We start from the raw sequence: 15,799 nt of genomic DNA, 5'->3' as shown, positions 1-15,799 counted from the left end.
AAAAACATATTAAATGGATAAAACATATCTTTTGGATGTTGCTATAAAAGCATCAATAAGAGCTGGAAAAGCTATTCTAAAAATATATGAGGAAGATGATGAGATTGTTTTCAATCAAAAACTGGATAATTCACCAATTACTAAAGCTGATATAGCATCAAATACAGAAATACTTAAGTTTTTGCAACGAACAAATATTCCTATAATCAGCGAGGAAAATAAAAACCTTAGCTATGATGCTAGAGGTAAATGGGAAACATGTTGGGTAGTGGACCCTCTAGATGGTACAAAAGAATTTATCAAAAGAAATGGTGAATTTACTGTGAATATTGCTTTGGTTTCAAATAATACGCCAATCCTGGGTGTGATTTATGTCCCAGTAACCAAGGAGCTTTTCTTTTCGGACTCTGAAGAAGCGAAGGCATATAAAGTAACCCTGGATGTAAATCATGAATTTAGTGGTCAAATGATGTCAAAAACAAATGAGATAACTCCTAGAAAAAGAATTGAAAATACCATTAAAATTGTTGGTAGTAGGTCTCACATGAACAAAGAGACTGAAGAATTCGTAACCAAACTTAGCACTACTTATAGTAATGTTGAAATAGTTTCTAAAGGTAGTTCTCTAAAGTTTTGTCTGGTTGCAGAGGGTAAGGCAGATGTGTACCCTAGATTTGCACCTACCATGGAATGGGATACAGCAGCAGGACAAGCTATCTGTAACGCAGTAGGAATAAAAGTAATTTCAAAAGAAACAGGCGAACCTTTATTGTACAACAAAGAAAATCTATTAAATAGTCACTTTATTGTCAGAAGATAATGAGAAAAGTATCTTACAAAAGACATATTGCTAAAACTGTGACTTGGAGAGTAGTTGGCACGATAGATACGTTCCTCTTATCATGGTTGATTTCTGGAAACCCCCTCATAGGTCTTAAAATTGGGTTTTCGGAGATGGTTACTAAAATGATTTTATATTATGTGCATGAAAGAGTTTGGCTTAGAATAAATATAACAAGTAGCCATCGAAGGCACTTAATTAAATCCATTACTTGGAGATTCATAGGAACTATTGACACAATGCTTCTGTCCTGGTTTATATCTGGGAATCCAATTATTGGTTTAAAAGTTGGATTGGCTGAAGTTCTAACTAAGATGTTTTTATATTATTTTCATGAACGAGTTTGGTATAAAATAAACTTTGGATTGGACAAAAGAAATAGAGCGAGAAAATGGAAAAAAATATTACCGAGCACAGATACAAAGTAGATGTTCGTCAAAGGAGGCAATTAAATAGCCATAATTCTTTTTTGGTTTTTTTTACCGGGTTATCAGGGTCGGGAAAATCTACTCTAGCGAATGCATTAGAACAACAATTGTTCGGCATGGGCATAAGAACATATGTTTTAGATGGTGATAATATCAGAAAGGGAATTAATAAAGGACTCTCATTTAGTCCGGATGATAGGTCAGAAAATAACAGAAGAATAGGTGAGATATCAAAATTATTTGTAGATGCAGGTGTTGTAGTACTTGCAGCATTTGTAGCCCCATACAACAGAGACAGAATGTTTATAAGAGAAACGGTTGGTTTTGAAAACTATGTTGAGGTTTTTGTTGATACAACCTTAGAGGAATGTGAGAGAAGAGATGTAAAAGGTTTATATAAAATGGCCAGAGAAGGTAAAATCTCAGATTTAACTGGAGTATCAGCCCCTTATGAAACTCCTGTAAATCCAGATGTTACCATATCAAATGAAAGTACAGTTCACGAATCTACTAATCTTATATTGTCAATAATTTCGAAAAAATTACAATTACGCTAAAATGAATAACTACCATTTAAATTATTTGGATGAACTTGAATCTGAGGCAATTTATGTGTTACGGGAAGTTTGTGCCCAATTTCAAAATCCTGTGCTCCTGTTCTCGGGAGGAAAAGATTCCATCCTTGTATCGCATCTTGCAAAAAAAGCATTTTATCCAAGCAAAATTCCTTTCGCATTTATGCATGTCGATACGGGCCATAATTTTCCTGAAACTATAAAATTTAGAGATGACTTAATTAAAGAATTGGGTGTTAGACTAATAGTGGGATCAGTACAAGAATCGATAGATGGAGGTAGAGTAAAGGAAGAAAAAGGGAAGAACGCGACCCGCAACGCCCTACAAATCACAACACTCTTGGATGCTATAGAAGAAAATAATGTTGACTGTGCCATTGGGGGTGGAAGAAGAGATGAGGAAAAGGCAAGGGCAAAGGAACGTTTTTTTTCACATAGAGATGAGTTTGGTCAATGGGACCCTAAGAATCAACGTCCTGAGCTATGGAATCTTTTTAATGGAAAATGTTTCGAAGGGGAACACTTTAGGGTATTTCCAATAAGTAATTGGACTGAAATGGATGTATGGAATTACATAAAACGGGAGCAAATTTCTATTCCCTCACTATACTTAGCTCATGATAGGGAAGTAGTATGGAGGAACGATTCTTGGATTCCAAAATCTGAATTTTTAAGGCTCGAAGAAAACGAGATAATAGAAACCAAAAAAATCAGATTTAGAACTTTAGGCGATATTACTATTACTGGAGGTATTGAGTCAGATGCCGATTCTTTAGAAAAAATTGTCCAAGAAGTCTCCGCTATGAGACAAACTGAGCGGGGTAATCGGAGTGATGACAAACGCTCAGAAACTGCAATGGAGGATAGAAAAAAACAAGGGTACTTTTAAATACAGTATGGAAATGAACAATCAACTATTAAGATTTACTACAGCTGGAAGTGTTGATGATGGAAAAAGCACTTTGATTGGACGGCTTTTATATGATTCCAAATCTATTTTTGAGGACCAACTTAAATCAGTTAAAGAAACAAGTACAAAAAAAGGACATGAGCAAATAGACCTTGCATTATTTACTGACGGCCTTAAGGATGAAAGGGAACAAGGAATCACTATTGATGTTGCTTACAGATACTTTACAACACCAAAAAGAAAGTTTATAATAGCAGACACTCCTGGTCATATTCAATATACAAGAAATATGGTTACTGGCGCATCAACGGCAAACGTTGCAATAATTTTAGTTGATGCAAGACATGGGGTTATTGAACAGACAAAACGCCACTCTTTTATTGCCTCATTACTTCAAATCCCTCACTTGATTGTCTGCATAAACAAAATGGATTTGGTAGACTATAAGGAAGATGTGTACGACAATATTGTTGGTGAGTTTGAAGACTTTTCCTCAAAACTTTTTGTTCAAGATGTTCGTTTTGTACCAATAAGCGCTTTGTTCGGTGATAATGTGGTTGAACGTTCCCAGAATATGGAATGGTTTAACGGTTCTCCTTTACTACACATTCTGGAGACTATGCACATTGGAAGTGACATAAATAAGGTGGACACTAGATTTCCTGTGCAAACTGTTTTAAGGCCACAGAGCGATGATTTTATTGATTATAGAGGTTATGCTGGTCGCTTGGCCAGTGGGATTTTAAGAGTAGGCGATTCAATTACTGCGATGCCTTCTGGATTTTCATCTAAGGTTAAGTCAATCAATGGTCCTTCGGGCAATTTAAGAGAGGCTTTTGCACCAATGTCAATTGCCGTTACTTTGGAGGATGATATTGATGTTGGAAGGGGGGACATGCTAGTGCGTTCAAAAAATAAGCCTGAGGCTGTTCAAGATTTGGAAGTAATGCTTTGCTGGTTGAATAAAGAAGAAATAAGATTAAAAACGAAATATATCGTGAGACATACAACTAATGCTCAAACTGGCATGATTAAGGAGATTATTTACAAAATTGATGTTAACACTCTTTCAAGGATAAAAGATGCTTCCTCTCTTGGAATGAACGAAATTGGCAAAGTTAAACTAAGAACCGTAAAACCGCTTATGGTGGATTCATACCGTGAGAATAGGTTGACTGGAAGCATAATTTTGGTGGATGAAAGTACTAATGAAACTGTAGCTGCTGGAATGATTATTTAGTTTGCATAAAAGTATTGACATTCATAGACTTATTTGTAAAAATTATACTTGAAAGAAAATTCTCAACTTGTTTTTAAATGCCTAACTAACATTATTTATTATGATTATACTTGGACTTAATTACTATTTTCACGACTCTACCGCATGTATTGTTGTGGATGGTCAGCTAATTGCTGCTATAGAAGAAGAACGATTAAACAGGGATAAGCATACTCGTGTTTTCCCACAAATGGCAATATCTCGTTGCCTTAAAATAGCTGGACTTAGTTATTCAGATATTGATCATATTGCGGTATCCATTAAGCCCAGTCATAACCTGAGCAAAAAGTTATTCCACTCTATAAAAAATCTAAAGACTGTAAAACCATTCATCAACCACGAGTTTGTTCACGCTTATAACAAACAAAAGGGTTTTTGGAATTGGTATAAGTACCACTACAATAATAAAAAAGAAGGTCCAGAGGTTCACTTTATCCCTCATCATTATAGTCATGCCCCAGGATCTTTCTTTGTTTCACCTTACAAAGAGGCAGCCTTATTGGGAATTGATGGCTCTGGTGAATGGGCGACTACTTGGTTAGGTTATGGAAAAGATAATGAGGTGCAATGCCTTGGTGAATCCTTCTTTCCCCACTCACTTGGATCCTTTTATGAATCAATTACCCAGTTCTGCGGGTTTAGAACAAGTTACGATGAAGGGAAGACCATGGGGTTGGCACCAATGGGAAACCCAGAGATTTATAGAGAAAAAGTAGCTAAAATGGTAAGGGTAGATAAAAAAGGTCAATTGCACTTTGACCTTAGCTATTTTAACTTTCAGAACATGGGATGGCGAAGATTATCACCCAAATTTTACAATACATTTGGTAAAGGTAGAAAACATGGGGAAGATTTTGAAGATCGTCACAAGGACTTGGCTGCAGCTTTTCAAAGAGTATTGGAAGATAGAGTTTTGGAAATGTGTGATATACTGCATAAAAAAACGAAAGCGGATTACCTTGTCATTTCTGGAGGTGTTTCTTTGAATAGTGTTATGAATGGACGTATAGTCCGCGAAAGTCAGTTTAAAGATATTTATGTAATGCCTGCTGCTGGTGATAATGGCACAGCTATTGGGGCGGCTTATTACCTTTATAATGGCATATTTAAGAAAGATCGAAACTTTGAGCATATGGACCCTTATGTAGGTACAGGCTATACCAACGAAGAGATAGAGAAAGTTCTAAAGGGAGCCAAACTGGATTACGAATATTGTGAAGATATCTGTGAAGAAGCCGCTTCTTTATTAGAAAAAGGTAAAATCATAGGGTGGTTCCAAGGTAAGATGGAGATTGGCCCAAGGGCTTTGGGAAGCAGAAGTATTTTGGCAAATCCTGCTTTTCCTGATATGAAAGACAAAATAAACTCTGAGGTTAAATTTCGAGAGGCATATCGTCCTTTTGCTCCCTCAGCAATTGTAGAAGCAAAGGATGAATTTTTTGACCTTGAAGTAGAAGCGCCATTTATGCTGAAAGTATGTAATGTACTGCCAGAAAAGCAAAGTGTTATCCCTGCGGTAACTCATGTGGATGGAAGCGCACGTCTTCAAACGGTAAAAAAGGAACTGCATCCTAGATATTACGATGTGATTCAAAAACTGGGCACAAAAACAGGAGTTCCTGTAGTACTAAATACTAGTTTCAATATTCAAGGAGAACCTGTGGTAGAATCCCCAAAGGATGCCATAAGATGTTATTATTCCACAGGGTTGGATGCTTTGGTAATTGGAAACTATGTACTTGTTAAGTAGATAACTTTATACCATATGGAAAGTTTTTTTTCAGAGAATTATGAAACACATACAATCAATAACTGGATTGATAGATCTCATGTCAACACGACAGAAAAAAAACTTATTGGTCAAGTGCTTAAAAAAATGAATTGTAAGGCCATGGAAGCAGGCACAGGATCTGGTGTAATAGCTTTCTATTTGGAATCCTTGGGTGTTAAAAATGTTTACGCCTTTGATATCATAGAGGCTATGGTGTCAAAAGCAAAACATCGGGCAAATGAGCTTAACTCCAAAGTGGATTTTGTTCAAGCCAATGCAATTGAACTTACCTGTTATGAAGATTCAAAATTTGATTATCTGTTTTACTTTCAACAGATACTTAGTATGGTACCCCATTCGGAATTACCGAAAGCTTTAGAAGAAGCAATTAGAGTGGGTAGCGATAAGGCAATATATGTTTTCAGTTTTATGGATTTCAATGCCAGATGGTATAATGGAGTGTTACTTTTCCTAAGAAAAATAGCACTTTTGCTTCAAGGAACAAAACCCAAATACAGAGGTATCCCAGAACTTGTCATCGATGGTAAAATCAACTACAGGTTTTTTAAAAAAGATCAGTTTTGTATCCAATGGTATCGTCTAGAGGAAATGAACGAACTTTTCAAAGAAGTGGGATTTGAGGTATTGAATTCTTATCAAGGGGCACAATTGTCCCCTAAGAATTGGCCAAACATATATTTAATCTGTAAGAAACAGTTGTAACAGTATATAATTATGTTGTTCAATAGTTTGGATTTTTTTGTTTTTCTTCCCATCGTATATTTGGCTTATTGGATTTTTTTTCGTGAAACCAAGCAAAAGAATGTATGGCTTCTTGTCGCTAGTTACTTGTTCTATGGATGGTGGGACTACCGATTTTTGTCTCTAATCCTCATTTCTACACTCGTAGATTTTATCGTAGGCAGAGCAATTTATTATTCAGGATCACAGCAAAAAAAACGTCTTTACTTGGGTATAAGTATTGGGTTTAATATTGGAATCTTGGTTTTTTTTAAGTACTTCAATTTTTTTGTGGATTCTTTTGTGGCCTCCTTTGCTTTTTTCGGCTTTCAATTGGAGTCATCTTGGATGCTAAAAGTTATACTTCCAGTGGGCATTTCATTTTATACATTCCAGACACTCTCCTATTCACTTGATATCTACCGTAGAAACCTGGAGCCTACAAACAGTTTAATTTCTTTTGCAACCTTTGTAGCTTTTTTTCCACAACTGGTAGCCGGCCCAATTGAAAGGGCATCTAGGTTACTACCACAGATAGTTAATCCTCGTAAATTTTTATACAAACAGCAAATAGAAGGGTTACGCTTAATGCTATGGGGACTCTTTAAAAAAGTTGCAATTGCTGACGCTTTAGCGCCAATTGTCGATGATATTTTTCTTAATCACGCTTCGTACCCCTCCTCAACCTTGGTACTTGGAGCTCTTTTTTTTGGTTTTCAGATTTATGGCGATTTTTCAGGATACTCCGACATTGCAATCGGAACAGCTAAGCTTTTTGGTATTGAGCTCATGTCCAATTTTAAGTTTCCGTATTTCTCTCGCAATATAGCTGAATTTTGGCGCAGGTGGCATATATCATTATCTACTTGGTTCCGCGATTACCTATACATTCCTTTAGGGGGATCTAAAATTAGAAGAATTTTTGTAGTAAGAAACATCTTTGTAATTTTCTTGGTTAGTGGGTTATGGCATGGTGCTAATTGGACTTATGTTGTCTGGGGTTTGTTCCATGCTATTTTGTTTTTACCTCTTTTTTATCTTAAAAGCAACAGAAGGTATTTGGGTACCTCTAATGTTTTAAAATCTTTTTCAAACCTTCTTTCAGAAGCCCCCCGTATGATATGTACTTTTAGTTTAGTTACTTTGGGCTGGATTTTTTTTAGGAGCGAAACACTGAGTGATGCTTTTTGTTATTTTGAACGTTTACTACTCCATTTTTCTTGGGATTCGTACCTGCATCCTAGAGGATATCGAATGATTGATTATTATATCTTGTTAACCTGTTTTGTACTTTTTGAATACGGTATTCGGAAAGACGAGCGGAATCCACTGGGATTTAAATATCGTTTTTTAAGACTGGTGTGTTATCTATGCTTGTTGTTGCTGATTATACTGTTTTATGATGATGGTGTGGATAGATCATTTATATATTTTCAATTTTAATTATGATAAAGCTACTCAAGCGTTTTGTTATATATGTGCTTTTGTTCTTTCTGTGTTTAGAACTTCTGGTTCGCATTTTTCATCTACACAATGAAAGACCAGTACGGTTTTTAGATGATCGGCAGGTGGAAAGGTGGATGTCCAATCAAGAAGACTATTCTGTGGTAGGCAATAGGAGGCAGAATGTTGGGCATTATCGAATTAATTCTTTTGGGTTTAATTCGGTTTACGACCAATATGATATTAAAGACCCAGAAAAATATATTGCGTTGGTCGGAGATTCCTTCATAGAAGGATTTCATCAAGATTACCACCGTTCTCTAGGTCAAAAGATAGAAAGAAGCCTAGGAGATTCCATCAAGGTCTACGAGTTTGGCTATGCTGGTTATGATTTGGCCGATCAGCTACATCTTATCCAGGCTTATAGGGATATTTTTAAAGAAATGGACCATGTTGTTATTTATATGCGTTTTACGGATGATCTTGAGAGGTCAGAATATAAACACTCAAATAGACTGTCCTTAGATACTCCAATAAGTAGGCTAGCCAAACATGTTAAGTCAATAGTTTATTTAAAGGATATTGGCCTTGTTGACCCAATCACTAAATCACTTTCAAGAGTTTTGAGTCTCTTCGCAGAAGGAAGTAGGACCAGAAAGTTGTCCTCAACGCCTATTGTAAAGGATACCTATGCCACTAGAATTCAAAATTTCAAAATATTGGTAGACCAATACGGTTATGACAAGCAGAAAAATGTTCTATTATTAGACTATAGTCTTTGCCCAAATCAATTTCTAAGCTTCCTAGATGAAAATAAGTTCAAATCAATTGATTTTGGAAAAGACTTGAATGATTCGGAACTACCAACAACCTTGATTTATGATCAACATTGGAATGATAATGGGAGACAACTTATTGCGGAATTAGTTGCAGAATACGTCCGGAGTACTTATTAGTCTTCGTCCCTAGATTATTTACTAGTCAGTTCATATCTGTACAATGGAAAGAAAGTATTGTCGAGCGAATTGACTTTTTCTGCTTTAGGCCCAGTCAACTGATTATACTTTGTTTGATCCACAATCAATTTCCAAACTTTAAAATCTCTAAAATCCTTGGAAAAGGAAGATTTGAAACGTAGAAGAGAATCATTTTGACTTCCCAATCCACCACCTAGATTAAAAAAAGTGTATCCTTGCTCAGTTCCACGGATACGCATTGTATCTATTAAAAGACGAATTGGGGTTATTTCTAGGTAGTCATTAAGCGTCCCAGATATATGATATTGGATAATATTATTGGTCTTGACCATCATGGCCGCCGAGATAACTTTCCCCGTATCTTTTAATTCTGCAAAAATAACGTCGGTCTCAAAGTCTGGACTATGTATGAAATTAAAGAAGTAGTCATAATCAAAATAATAACTTTGGTCAGCATTTACTCTATCCATATTTTCATAGTAAAGCTCAATGAACTTTAATATATCTTCTTTTTCTTTGCTAATCCTTGTTGTACATATTTTCCTTACCTTATTAATGTAGCGTTTGGTTGTCTTTGAGAATAAAGTTCTTTGCTCTTCTACATCCTTTGTTAAATCAATATTTACAACTGAACCTAGAATCTCTATATCACCTAAATCTTGTAGAACAATTTCTTGATTGGGGATAAAAGGATTTAGTCTTGAAAAAACACTTACAATGTTGTTTTCTCTAAAAAAATCTAATAAAGAAGCTTTAAAACTTGTAATTGTTTCTGAAGAAATAGAATGTCCAGTGCATAATGGTCCAGGATAACCATAAACTGAAGTTGCGTCGTAAACATTGGTTTGACCTGGTACAGGTCTAATCAGTAATGGAAGATGAATAGTGACTCCAATATTGTCATACGCCAAAAGAACAGCTTTTTCTTCTTTTTTTTTTGATAGTTGGTGATAACCATAAGTATGATAGAAATCATAGACCTTATGTTTTTCCAAAGCGCTATTCCATTGTTCCCTTTCTGTAACAGCAGTTAGTTCGGATTTCATTGACTTTTGTTTTCTCTATATTTTGGAAAAAAACCTGTTGAGTCTAGATTTAAGGTCTCATTGGCCGATTCAGATTGATTGTTGGCCAATACCAGGGCTTGATATATTTCTGGATGCACAATTTTCCTACCTGTAAAATAGACTACATCTTCCTGTTTTGGGAAGAAGGATTTTTTATATTGGTAAAGGCTATCGTTATCGCTTCTTCCTCCACCTAGAACGTAGTTTTTCATATTATGTTGCCTTGCCCATTTCATGACATTTATTTTTAGAAAATCATTGGGTCTGGTTTGAAAAAAATCTGATCGCGTTCCACCAAGAAAGGAGAATAATGTTCTGTCGTAAATAAGTACCAATTCAGTAGAGATGGCAATGTCATCTTTATAAACTAATGCCAGCAGACACTTATCAGGGTTCTGGTTAATGAAATTTTCGAAATATTTCATTTCGAAAAAATAATTTTTCTTTGCAAGGTTTCTTTTCATCGTCGAGGTATAGATTGAGTAGAAGACCTTAATTTCATCTTTTGAAATGTTTTGGTGAAATAATTTAAAGGTCAGATTATTGGAAACTGCCCTACGGTAATTATTTCGCACTTTGGATTTAAAATTCATCCACTGTAACTGTTCATCTTCAATGACCCCAGATACATTATAAAGTGTGTGGACAAGATTACCATTGTAACCTTGGTAATTTCCATTCAAGGAAAATCGCATAAACTCAGAGATGATGTTGTTTTTCAGGTACCAATCATCCACTTTTTCCCAGAAATCCTTTATCATGAGGTAATCTGTGCCTTTTGCAATAACAGGTCCTGCATATCCATATGGTGAAACGACGTCAAAATATTTGGTATCCTTAAGAAGCTCAACGGGCCTTAGAAAAAAAGGCATTAATATTTTAGGTTCACCTTTTTCAAAGTATATGAATGAATAGGGTATTTTATTTTCTTCAGCATCATGCACTATTAATTCCAATCTAAGAAACGGATTTAGGAAATCTATACTGTTTAGCAACTCAGTGTATGATTTAAGAGATTCTTTTTGCCGAAGATCGAGAGCTTTGAGTTCTGTTTGTGACACCATTATTATTAAAATTTAAAACAAATGAAAAAGCGTTAATCGAATCCAAATTTGTAAGTTCTATAAAATCAACTACAGTGTTAAACAGACTTGTTTTCTCTCTCCCCTTATATAGTACCTTCTGTTACTTTTTGACTTGAAAATCGAAATTTTGCTATAGTGCTCTTGGGATGAATAAATGAATTCCACAACTCCTTTCATTAAAGGTGCATTTTTGCTATCAAGAAAATCCACCTTTTCGTTCCCCTCTAAATTAATTTCCACAATATCTTCAATATCTGATAGAGAAACTTTTTTATCCTTTTTTTTAATACCAACTATTGCGTAAAACCTAATGGCATGATATAGGTTGTTAAAACCAACATTCCTTAAGGATTGTATCAAACGAAATTTAAGACTTTTGCCAAACATCAATATTTTACATGAAATGGATGAATTGTCATAATAAATATGATGTTCATGTTGATAAATTTCATCGGTCCAATTTTTCTTGTACCCATATTCACCTTTGCCTAGATCAAATTTTTCACTTCCCCTATCTAAACAATATTCAATACTTTTGATAAGGCCCACAGTACCCAGGCCAAATTTGGCATAGTTCCTATCATAGACCGGTGTGATTGCATGGGATATCTTGCCAAAATGATAGATTAGACGGATAGAAATGGGGTTATTTCCATTGTAGACTACATCAAGTGTGGCGGACTTCTCTTTCAACAAATTATAGACCAACTCATGATTGAAATCCCAAATTTTGGGTTTCAGGCTCTCAAAATACTCCTTTTTTTCATCAAACTTTTTCTTGAGTAAAATCTTAAATTTAGAAAAAATCAGATTAAAAGTTTGTCTATCAATGTTTTGATCATGACTTACATAAGAAATATCAAAACATTTTTCTAGTCTTTTTTTTCTAGTCTTAAAATTTTTTAAAGCCTTGGCAGATAGCTTTTCCTTAAGGTACGACTCCACATTGCCTATATTTTTTAAATTGCAGAGATATCCTTGGTATTCTTTAACGACTTTGCATTTGAAACGGTTGTCAAGAGGTATATTCTGTGGTGCTATTTCATAGTAGCTGGGTATGTTGTAGAGTATCATCACCTTTTTTATCAAGTCTTGGCTTTTGACTGGATCAAGATTATAATACACCGCTGGCGCCATTGTTCCGCCAAGCATTTGATACATCAAGTTTTTTTTTGTCTCAACGAAGTTAATATTTGGAAATACTTCAAACTTGCACAAATTGTGATCATTGCTAAAATGTTTTATCCAGGTCTCTAAAAAGGCCTTAGAACTATTTAGTTGGTTTTTCATTCTCTTCTAATGATCTCTATAGTGGTTTAACACGATTTTATATATTTTGGAGTTAAAAGCTAATTGTTTATTTCTGGTTTGGTACCCATGAAAAAGGACATGGTTTCATTTTCATCGGTATTCACATCACTGGGAAAAAATATCTTTTTAAAAGTAAGTACCAAAATTTTCAGATCTAGTAAAAACCCCATACGGTTCACATAATAAATATCATAATCAAACTTTTGTTCCCAAGAAATGGTATTTCTTCCATTTACTTGGGCCCATCCGGTTACCCCTGGTTTAACATCGTGCCTTTTCATTTGCTCTTCAGAGTAATACTGAAGATACTCTTCTCTAAGAGGACGAGGTCCAACCAGACTCATTTGACCCATCATTACATTGATCAGTTGCGGAATTTCATCCAAAGAATACTTACGGATAAAAATTCCTATTGGCGTTATTCTTTTCATATCTGATAGCAATGTTCCGTCTGAATTTGTCTTGTCATTCATCGTTTTGAACTTGATTATCTTAAAGATTTTCCCTTTGAGGCCAGGTCGCTTTTGAATAAAGAAAATTGAACCATTATTTTGGAATGCAAGGAGCGCACTAACCAAAAAGAAAATCGGAAAAAGGAAAACAAAGGCAAGTAAGGAAGTAATAAAATCAAAAAACCTTTTGAAGGACAAATAAATTTGTAACTTAACTTTTCTCATTCAGTAATGCTTTTGAGTCCGTTAGTATTTTAGGCAAATGTTCGTAAAAAAAAAGATATTTGCTAATAAATCGGATAACGGTTATTTTTTTTTGTTGTCAGGTATTTTAGATATGAATTTCAAAAAACTTGTATTGTCATCCCCTTTGGCCAAATTGGCAAAAAATAGCGAATCTGTCCTGGATTTGGCAAAAATGAACTTCAAACGCTATCCGCAAACTAATAGTGATACCGTCTATTTAATTTCTCCTTTTAAAACAGGTACATATTATCTAAGTAGTTGCTATAAAAGTAATTATGTTCGGCAACAACCTATGCAGTATCTCAGTTTACAAAGGCTTGACCGAAATTTCGATAAATTTTTTAAGAAGCGTAAGAACTTTTTGAACCTTAAATTGGAATGTTCAGGTTTTTGGTCGGCATATTTGGAAGAGCTATCAAGGAATGATATTGCCAAAAATCTGACCTATGTATGTATTTTACGATCTCCTTCAAAATGGATAAACTCTGTAATCAATTATTGGGGAATTCTTGACTATCTCAAATTTGACTATCTGAATGAACTTTTTTGGAGAAATAAAGTGGGTGTGGATTTGACGGATTTTCTGAAAAAAGATGAAGCCAGCAAACAATTGATAATTAATACTATGCTGGATTTTTATATGGATTTCACAAAAAAGACAGCACTTTTAGACAAAGTTGTTTACATAGATCTCAACAAAATTGATGAACAACTTCCAATTATTGACAAATTGATTGGCCTTGACTCTGAACCAAAAATAGCATCAAGAAATAAGAACAAAGCCAAAAAATTTGAATATGTAAATGAGGAAATAGATTCAATATATAAAGAGCTAACAGACCAGCTTAGGAACCCAAACAAAATGTCGTGTAACTAGCTTCAAAGTTTTTTAATTCTGCATTTTCTTAAAGGTTATGAAATCTACCATTTTAGAGTAAGGATCTACCTCAATGTCTTCACGTTTGATTACTTTAATAATTGTTTTAAACAAAATTACCAAATCTGTTTTTAAAGAAATAGTGTTAACATATTCAATATCTTTTTCCATTCGTTTGTCCCAATACAACTGATTTCTTCCTGAAATCTGGGCAAGACCAGTGATGCCCGGTTTTACATCATGTCTCCTATGTTCCTCTTCAGAATAATATGGCAAATAGCTTTTCAACAAAGGTCTAGGCCCGATAAAACTCATTTCACCTTTTAAGATATTGATTAATTGGGGAAGTTCATCTAAGGATAGTTCCCTTACTTTCCTCCCAATGGGGGTTAATCTAACGGTATCCGATAGTAAATATCCATCTTCATCAACAGCATCGTTCATGGTCTTGAACTTGATAAGGGTAAAAATCTCACCATATCTTCCTGGTCTTGGTTGCATATAGAAAACACTTCCGTTATTGGAGATGTATAATAATATGCTCGTAAAAAATCCGATTGGAAAAAGTAGAACTAACAAGGTCAATGCCAGCACAAAGTCTGCAAGAGGTTTCAGTAGTAGAGTGTAAAAACTTTTGACCATTTGTCCAGATTATAATCTAATCACTAGAGATGAAGGTTTAAACTACTTATAATTTCTTTATTGATGATTTTTACGTCGAACTTTTTTTCAGCCAGTTCACGACTGGATATCCCCATTTGATGTATTGCGGATGGATTTTCAAGAAAAAACTGCATCGCACCTACAAGTTCTTCGAGACTTCCGGGTGAAATTAATTTCCCATTTTCACTCCCTACAACGGTTTCCCTACAGCCTGGACTATCTGTTGTTATGATCGGTAATCCAACTGATAAAGCTTCTAAGATTGACCGTGGAACACCTTCTCTATAGTATGTTGGGAGAACAAAAATATCTGACTTTCCTAGAAAATATGAAACGTTGTTCTGACGTCCATGGTAAATCACAACTCCATTATCATGAAAGTGGGTTAAATCTTTAATATTTATAGAAGAAGGTGATTTGTCTGGAGCTCCAATGATATGGAATTCGGCCATAGGAAATTTAGACTTTAGCATTTTGGCTGCCTCAATATAAAGGTGAATTCCTTTCTCTCGAATCAACCGAGCCACAAACAAGAATTTAACTGCGCCTGTAGTGTTTGTATTCTCTCTATATGAGTATCTATCCAAGTTTACACCAGAACCATTGACTACACTTGTGTTTTGGATATTAGACAAGATGTTTCTCTTTCGGAATAATTCAGCGTCATCCTTATTTTGAAATATAACTAGTTTGTTTTTCTGTATAGAAATTTTATATAAAAACTCTGCAATGCTCTGCAATAGTCTGGCTTTTAATGAAATACCTGTAAACGTGAAACCTAGACCCGTTATGAGTGAAACAACTGGTGTCCTAGATAAATTTGCGGCCATAGAACCATAAATGACAGGTTTAATTGTGTACGGGAATACGATATCAATTTGGTGCTTCTGGATTATTTTTTTTAACTGAAGCATTGATCGGATATCGCTAAAAGGGCTAAGGCCAGTTCTTTTTAACTGAAATGAAAGAGGAGAAGCTCCAAATTCTTTTATTTTCTCATTTACTTTGGAACTCATTTCAGGGGCAGCTGCATATACAGAATACCCTTCTTTAACCAAATCCTGGATGAAATCGCCTCTAAATGTGATTAAGGATCCATCATAAGAACAGATGATTAATATCTTTTTCTTCAT

16 protein-coding genes are annotated in these 15,799 nt (G+C 34.9%); 10 read left to right on the top strand and 6 right to left on the bottom strand.

Annotation, left to right across the window (positions count from 1 at the left end; genetic code table 11):
- The first annotated feature begins 13 nt into the window (after positions 1-13).
- The 9 genes from cysQ to FVB32_RS15605 all read left to right on the top strand — a co-directional run bounded on the left by cysQ (position 14) and on the right by FVB32_RS15605 (position 8,944).
- Positions 14-820, top strand: a complete 807-nt coding sequence (gene cysQ / locus FVB32_RS15645) for a 3'(2'),5'-bisphosphate nucleotidase CysQ (protein WP_147744764.1) — start codon at positions 14-16, stop codon at positions 818-820.
- Positions 820-1,269 carry a DUF2061 domain-containing protein gene (locus tag FVB32_RS15640; protein ID WP_147744763.1) on the top strand — a complete coding sequence of 150 codons (450 nt, stop codon included), beginning with the start codon at positions 820-822 and terminating at the stop codon, positions 1,267-1,269. Before cysQ ends, FVB32_RS15640 begins: the two co-directional genes overlap by 1 nt.
- Positions 1,233-1,826, top strand: a complete 594-nt coding sequence (gene cysC, locus FVB32_RS15635; RefSeq protein ID WP_147744762.1) for an adenylyl-sulfate kinase — start codon at positions 1,233-1,235, stop codon at positions 1,824-1,826. Before FVB32_RS15640 ends, cysC begins: the two co-directional genes overlap by 37 nt.
- Before the next feature lies 1 nt (position 1,827).
- Positions 1,828-2,733: a sulfate adenylyltransferase subunit CysD gene (gene cysD, locus FVB32_RS15630; RefSeq protein WP_147744761.1), complete on the top strand. Its 906-nt coding sequence runs from the start codon at positions 1,828-1,830 to the stop codon at positions 2,731-2,733.
- A gap of 7 nt (positions 2,734-2,740) precedes the next feature.
- On the top strand, positions 2,741-3,994 hold the full coding sequence (locus tag FVB32_RS15625) for a sulfate adenylyltransferase subunit 1 (protein WP_147745085.1): 1,254 nt from the start codon (positions 2,741-2,743) through the stop codon (positions 3,992-3,994).
- A gap of 100 nt (positions 3,995-4,094) precedes the next feature.
- Complete coding sequence (locus tag FVB32_RS15620) at positions 4,095-5,783, top strand: carbamoyltransferase family protein (protein ID WP_147744760.1); 1,689 nt, start codon at positions 4,095-4,097, stop codon at positions 5,781-5,783.
- Between the two features lie 15 nt (positions 5,784-5,798).
- The gene (locus FVB32_RS15615) at positions 5,799-6,527 is read left to right on the top strand and encodes a class I SAM-dependent methyltransferase (protein WP_147744759.1); all 729 of its coding nucleotides are present in this window, start codon (positions 5,799-5,801) and stop codon (positions 6,525-6,527) included.
- Between the two features lie 246 nt (positions 6,528-6,773).
- Positions 6,774-7,988 (top strand): MBOAT family O-acyltransferase, encoded by a 1,215-nt coding sequence (locus FVB32_RS15610; RefSeq protein ID WP_317132218.1) that lies wholly within the window; start codon positions 6,774-6,776, stop codon positions 7,986-7,988.
- Positions 7,989-7,990: 2 nt separating this feature from the next.
- On the top strand, positions 7,991-8,944 hold the full coding sequence (locus tag FVB32_RS15605) for an SGNH/GDSL hydrolase family protein (protein ID WP_147744757.1): 954 nt from the start codon (positions 7,991-7,993) through the stop codon (positions 8,942-8,944).
- 14 nt (positions 8,945-8,958) lie between these two features.
- Here the strand turns inward: FVB32_RS15605 and FVB32_RS15600 are convergent, their stop codons facing one another.
- From FVB32_RS15600 to FVB32_RS15585, 4 genes are all read right to left on the bottom strand, one after another.
- Positions 8,959-10,011, bottom strand: a complete 1,053-nt coding sequence (locus tag FVB32_RS15600) for a GNAT family N-acetyltransferase (protein ID WP_147744756.1) — start codon at positions 10,009-10,011, stop codon at positions 8,959-8,961.
- A complete protein-coding gene (locus FVB32_RS15595; RefSeq protein WP_147744755.1) occupies positions 10,008-11,096 on the bottom strand; it encodes a GNAT family N-acetyltransferase in 1,089 nt (362 codons plus the stop codon). Before FVB32_RS15595 ends, FVB32_RS15600 begins: the two co-directional genes overlap by 4 nt.
- A 69-nt stretch (positions 11,097-11,165) precedes the next feature.
- Positions 11,166-12,278, bottom strand: a complete 1,113-nt coding sequence (locus FVB32_RS15590; RefSeq protein WP_187269598.1) for a GNAT family N-acetyltransferase — start codon at positions 12,276-12,278, stop codon at positions 11,166-11,168.
- Positions 12,279-12,466: 188 nt separating this feature from the next.
- Entirely contained in the window at positions 12,467-13,105 is a 639-nt protein-coding gene (locus FVB32_RS15585) for a sugar transferase (protein ID WP_147744753.1), read from the bottom strand.
- Between the two features lie 112 nt (positions 13,106-13,217).
- Here FVB32_RS15585 and FVB32_RS15580 point away from each other — a divergent pair, with 112 nt between their 5' ends.
- Positions 13,218-14,003 carry a hypothetical protein gene (locus FVB32_RS15580; RefSeq protein ID WP_147744752.1) on the top strand — a complete coding sequence of 262 codons (786 nt, stop codon included), beginning with the start codon at positions 13,218-13,220 and terminating at the stop codon, positions 14,001-14,003.
- A gap of 12 nt (positions 14,004-14,015) precedes the next feature.
- On the opposite strand, the gene FVB32_RS15575 is transcribed toward FVB32_RS15580, so the two are convergent.
- Positions 14,016-14,645, bottom strand: coding sequence for a sugar transferase (locus tag FVB32_RS15575; protein WP_147744751.1), 630 nt, complete (start codon positions 14,643-14,645; stop codon positions 14,016-14,018).
- 23 nt (positions 14,646-14,668) lie between these two features.
- Entirely contained in the window at positions 14,669-15,799 is a 1,131-nt protein-coding gene (locus FVB32_RS15570; protein ID WP_187269597.1) for a glycosyltransferase family 4 protein, read from the bottom strand.

The organism is Flagellimonas hymeniacidonis, from assembly GCF_008040165.1.
In the GTDB taxonomy this organism is placed as follows: Bacteria; Bacteroidota; Bacteroidia; order Flavobacteriales; family Flavobacteriaceae; genus Flagellimonas; species Flagellimonas hymeniacidonis.
Note: the sequence above shows the minus strand (reverse complement) of the source record. Positions and strands in the feature narration are given on the sequence as shown.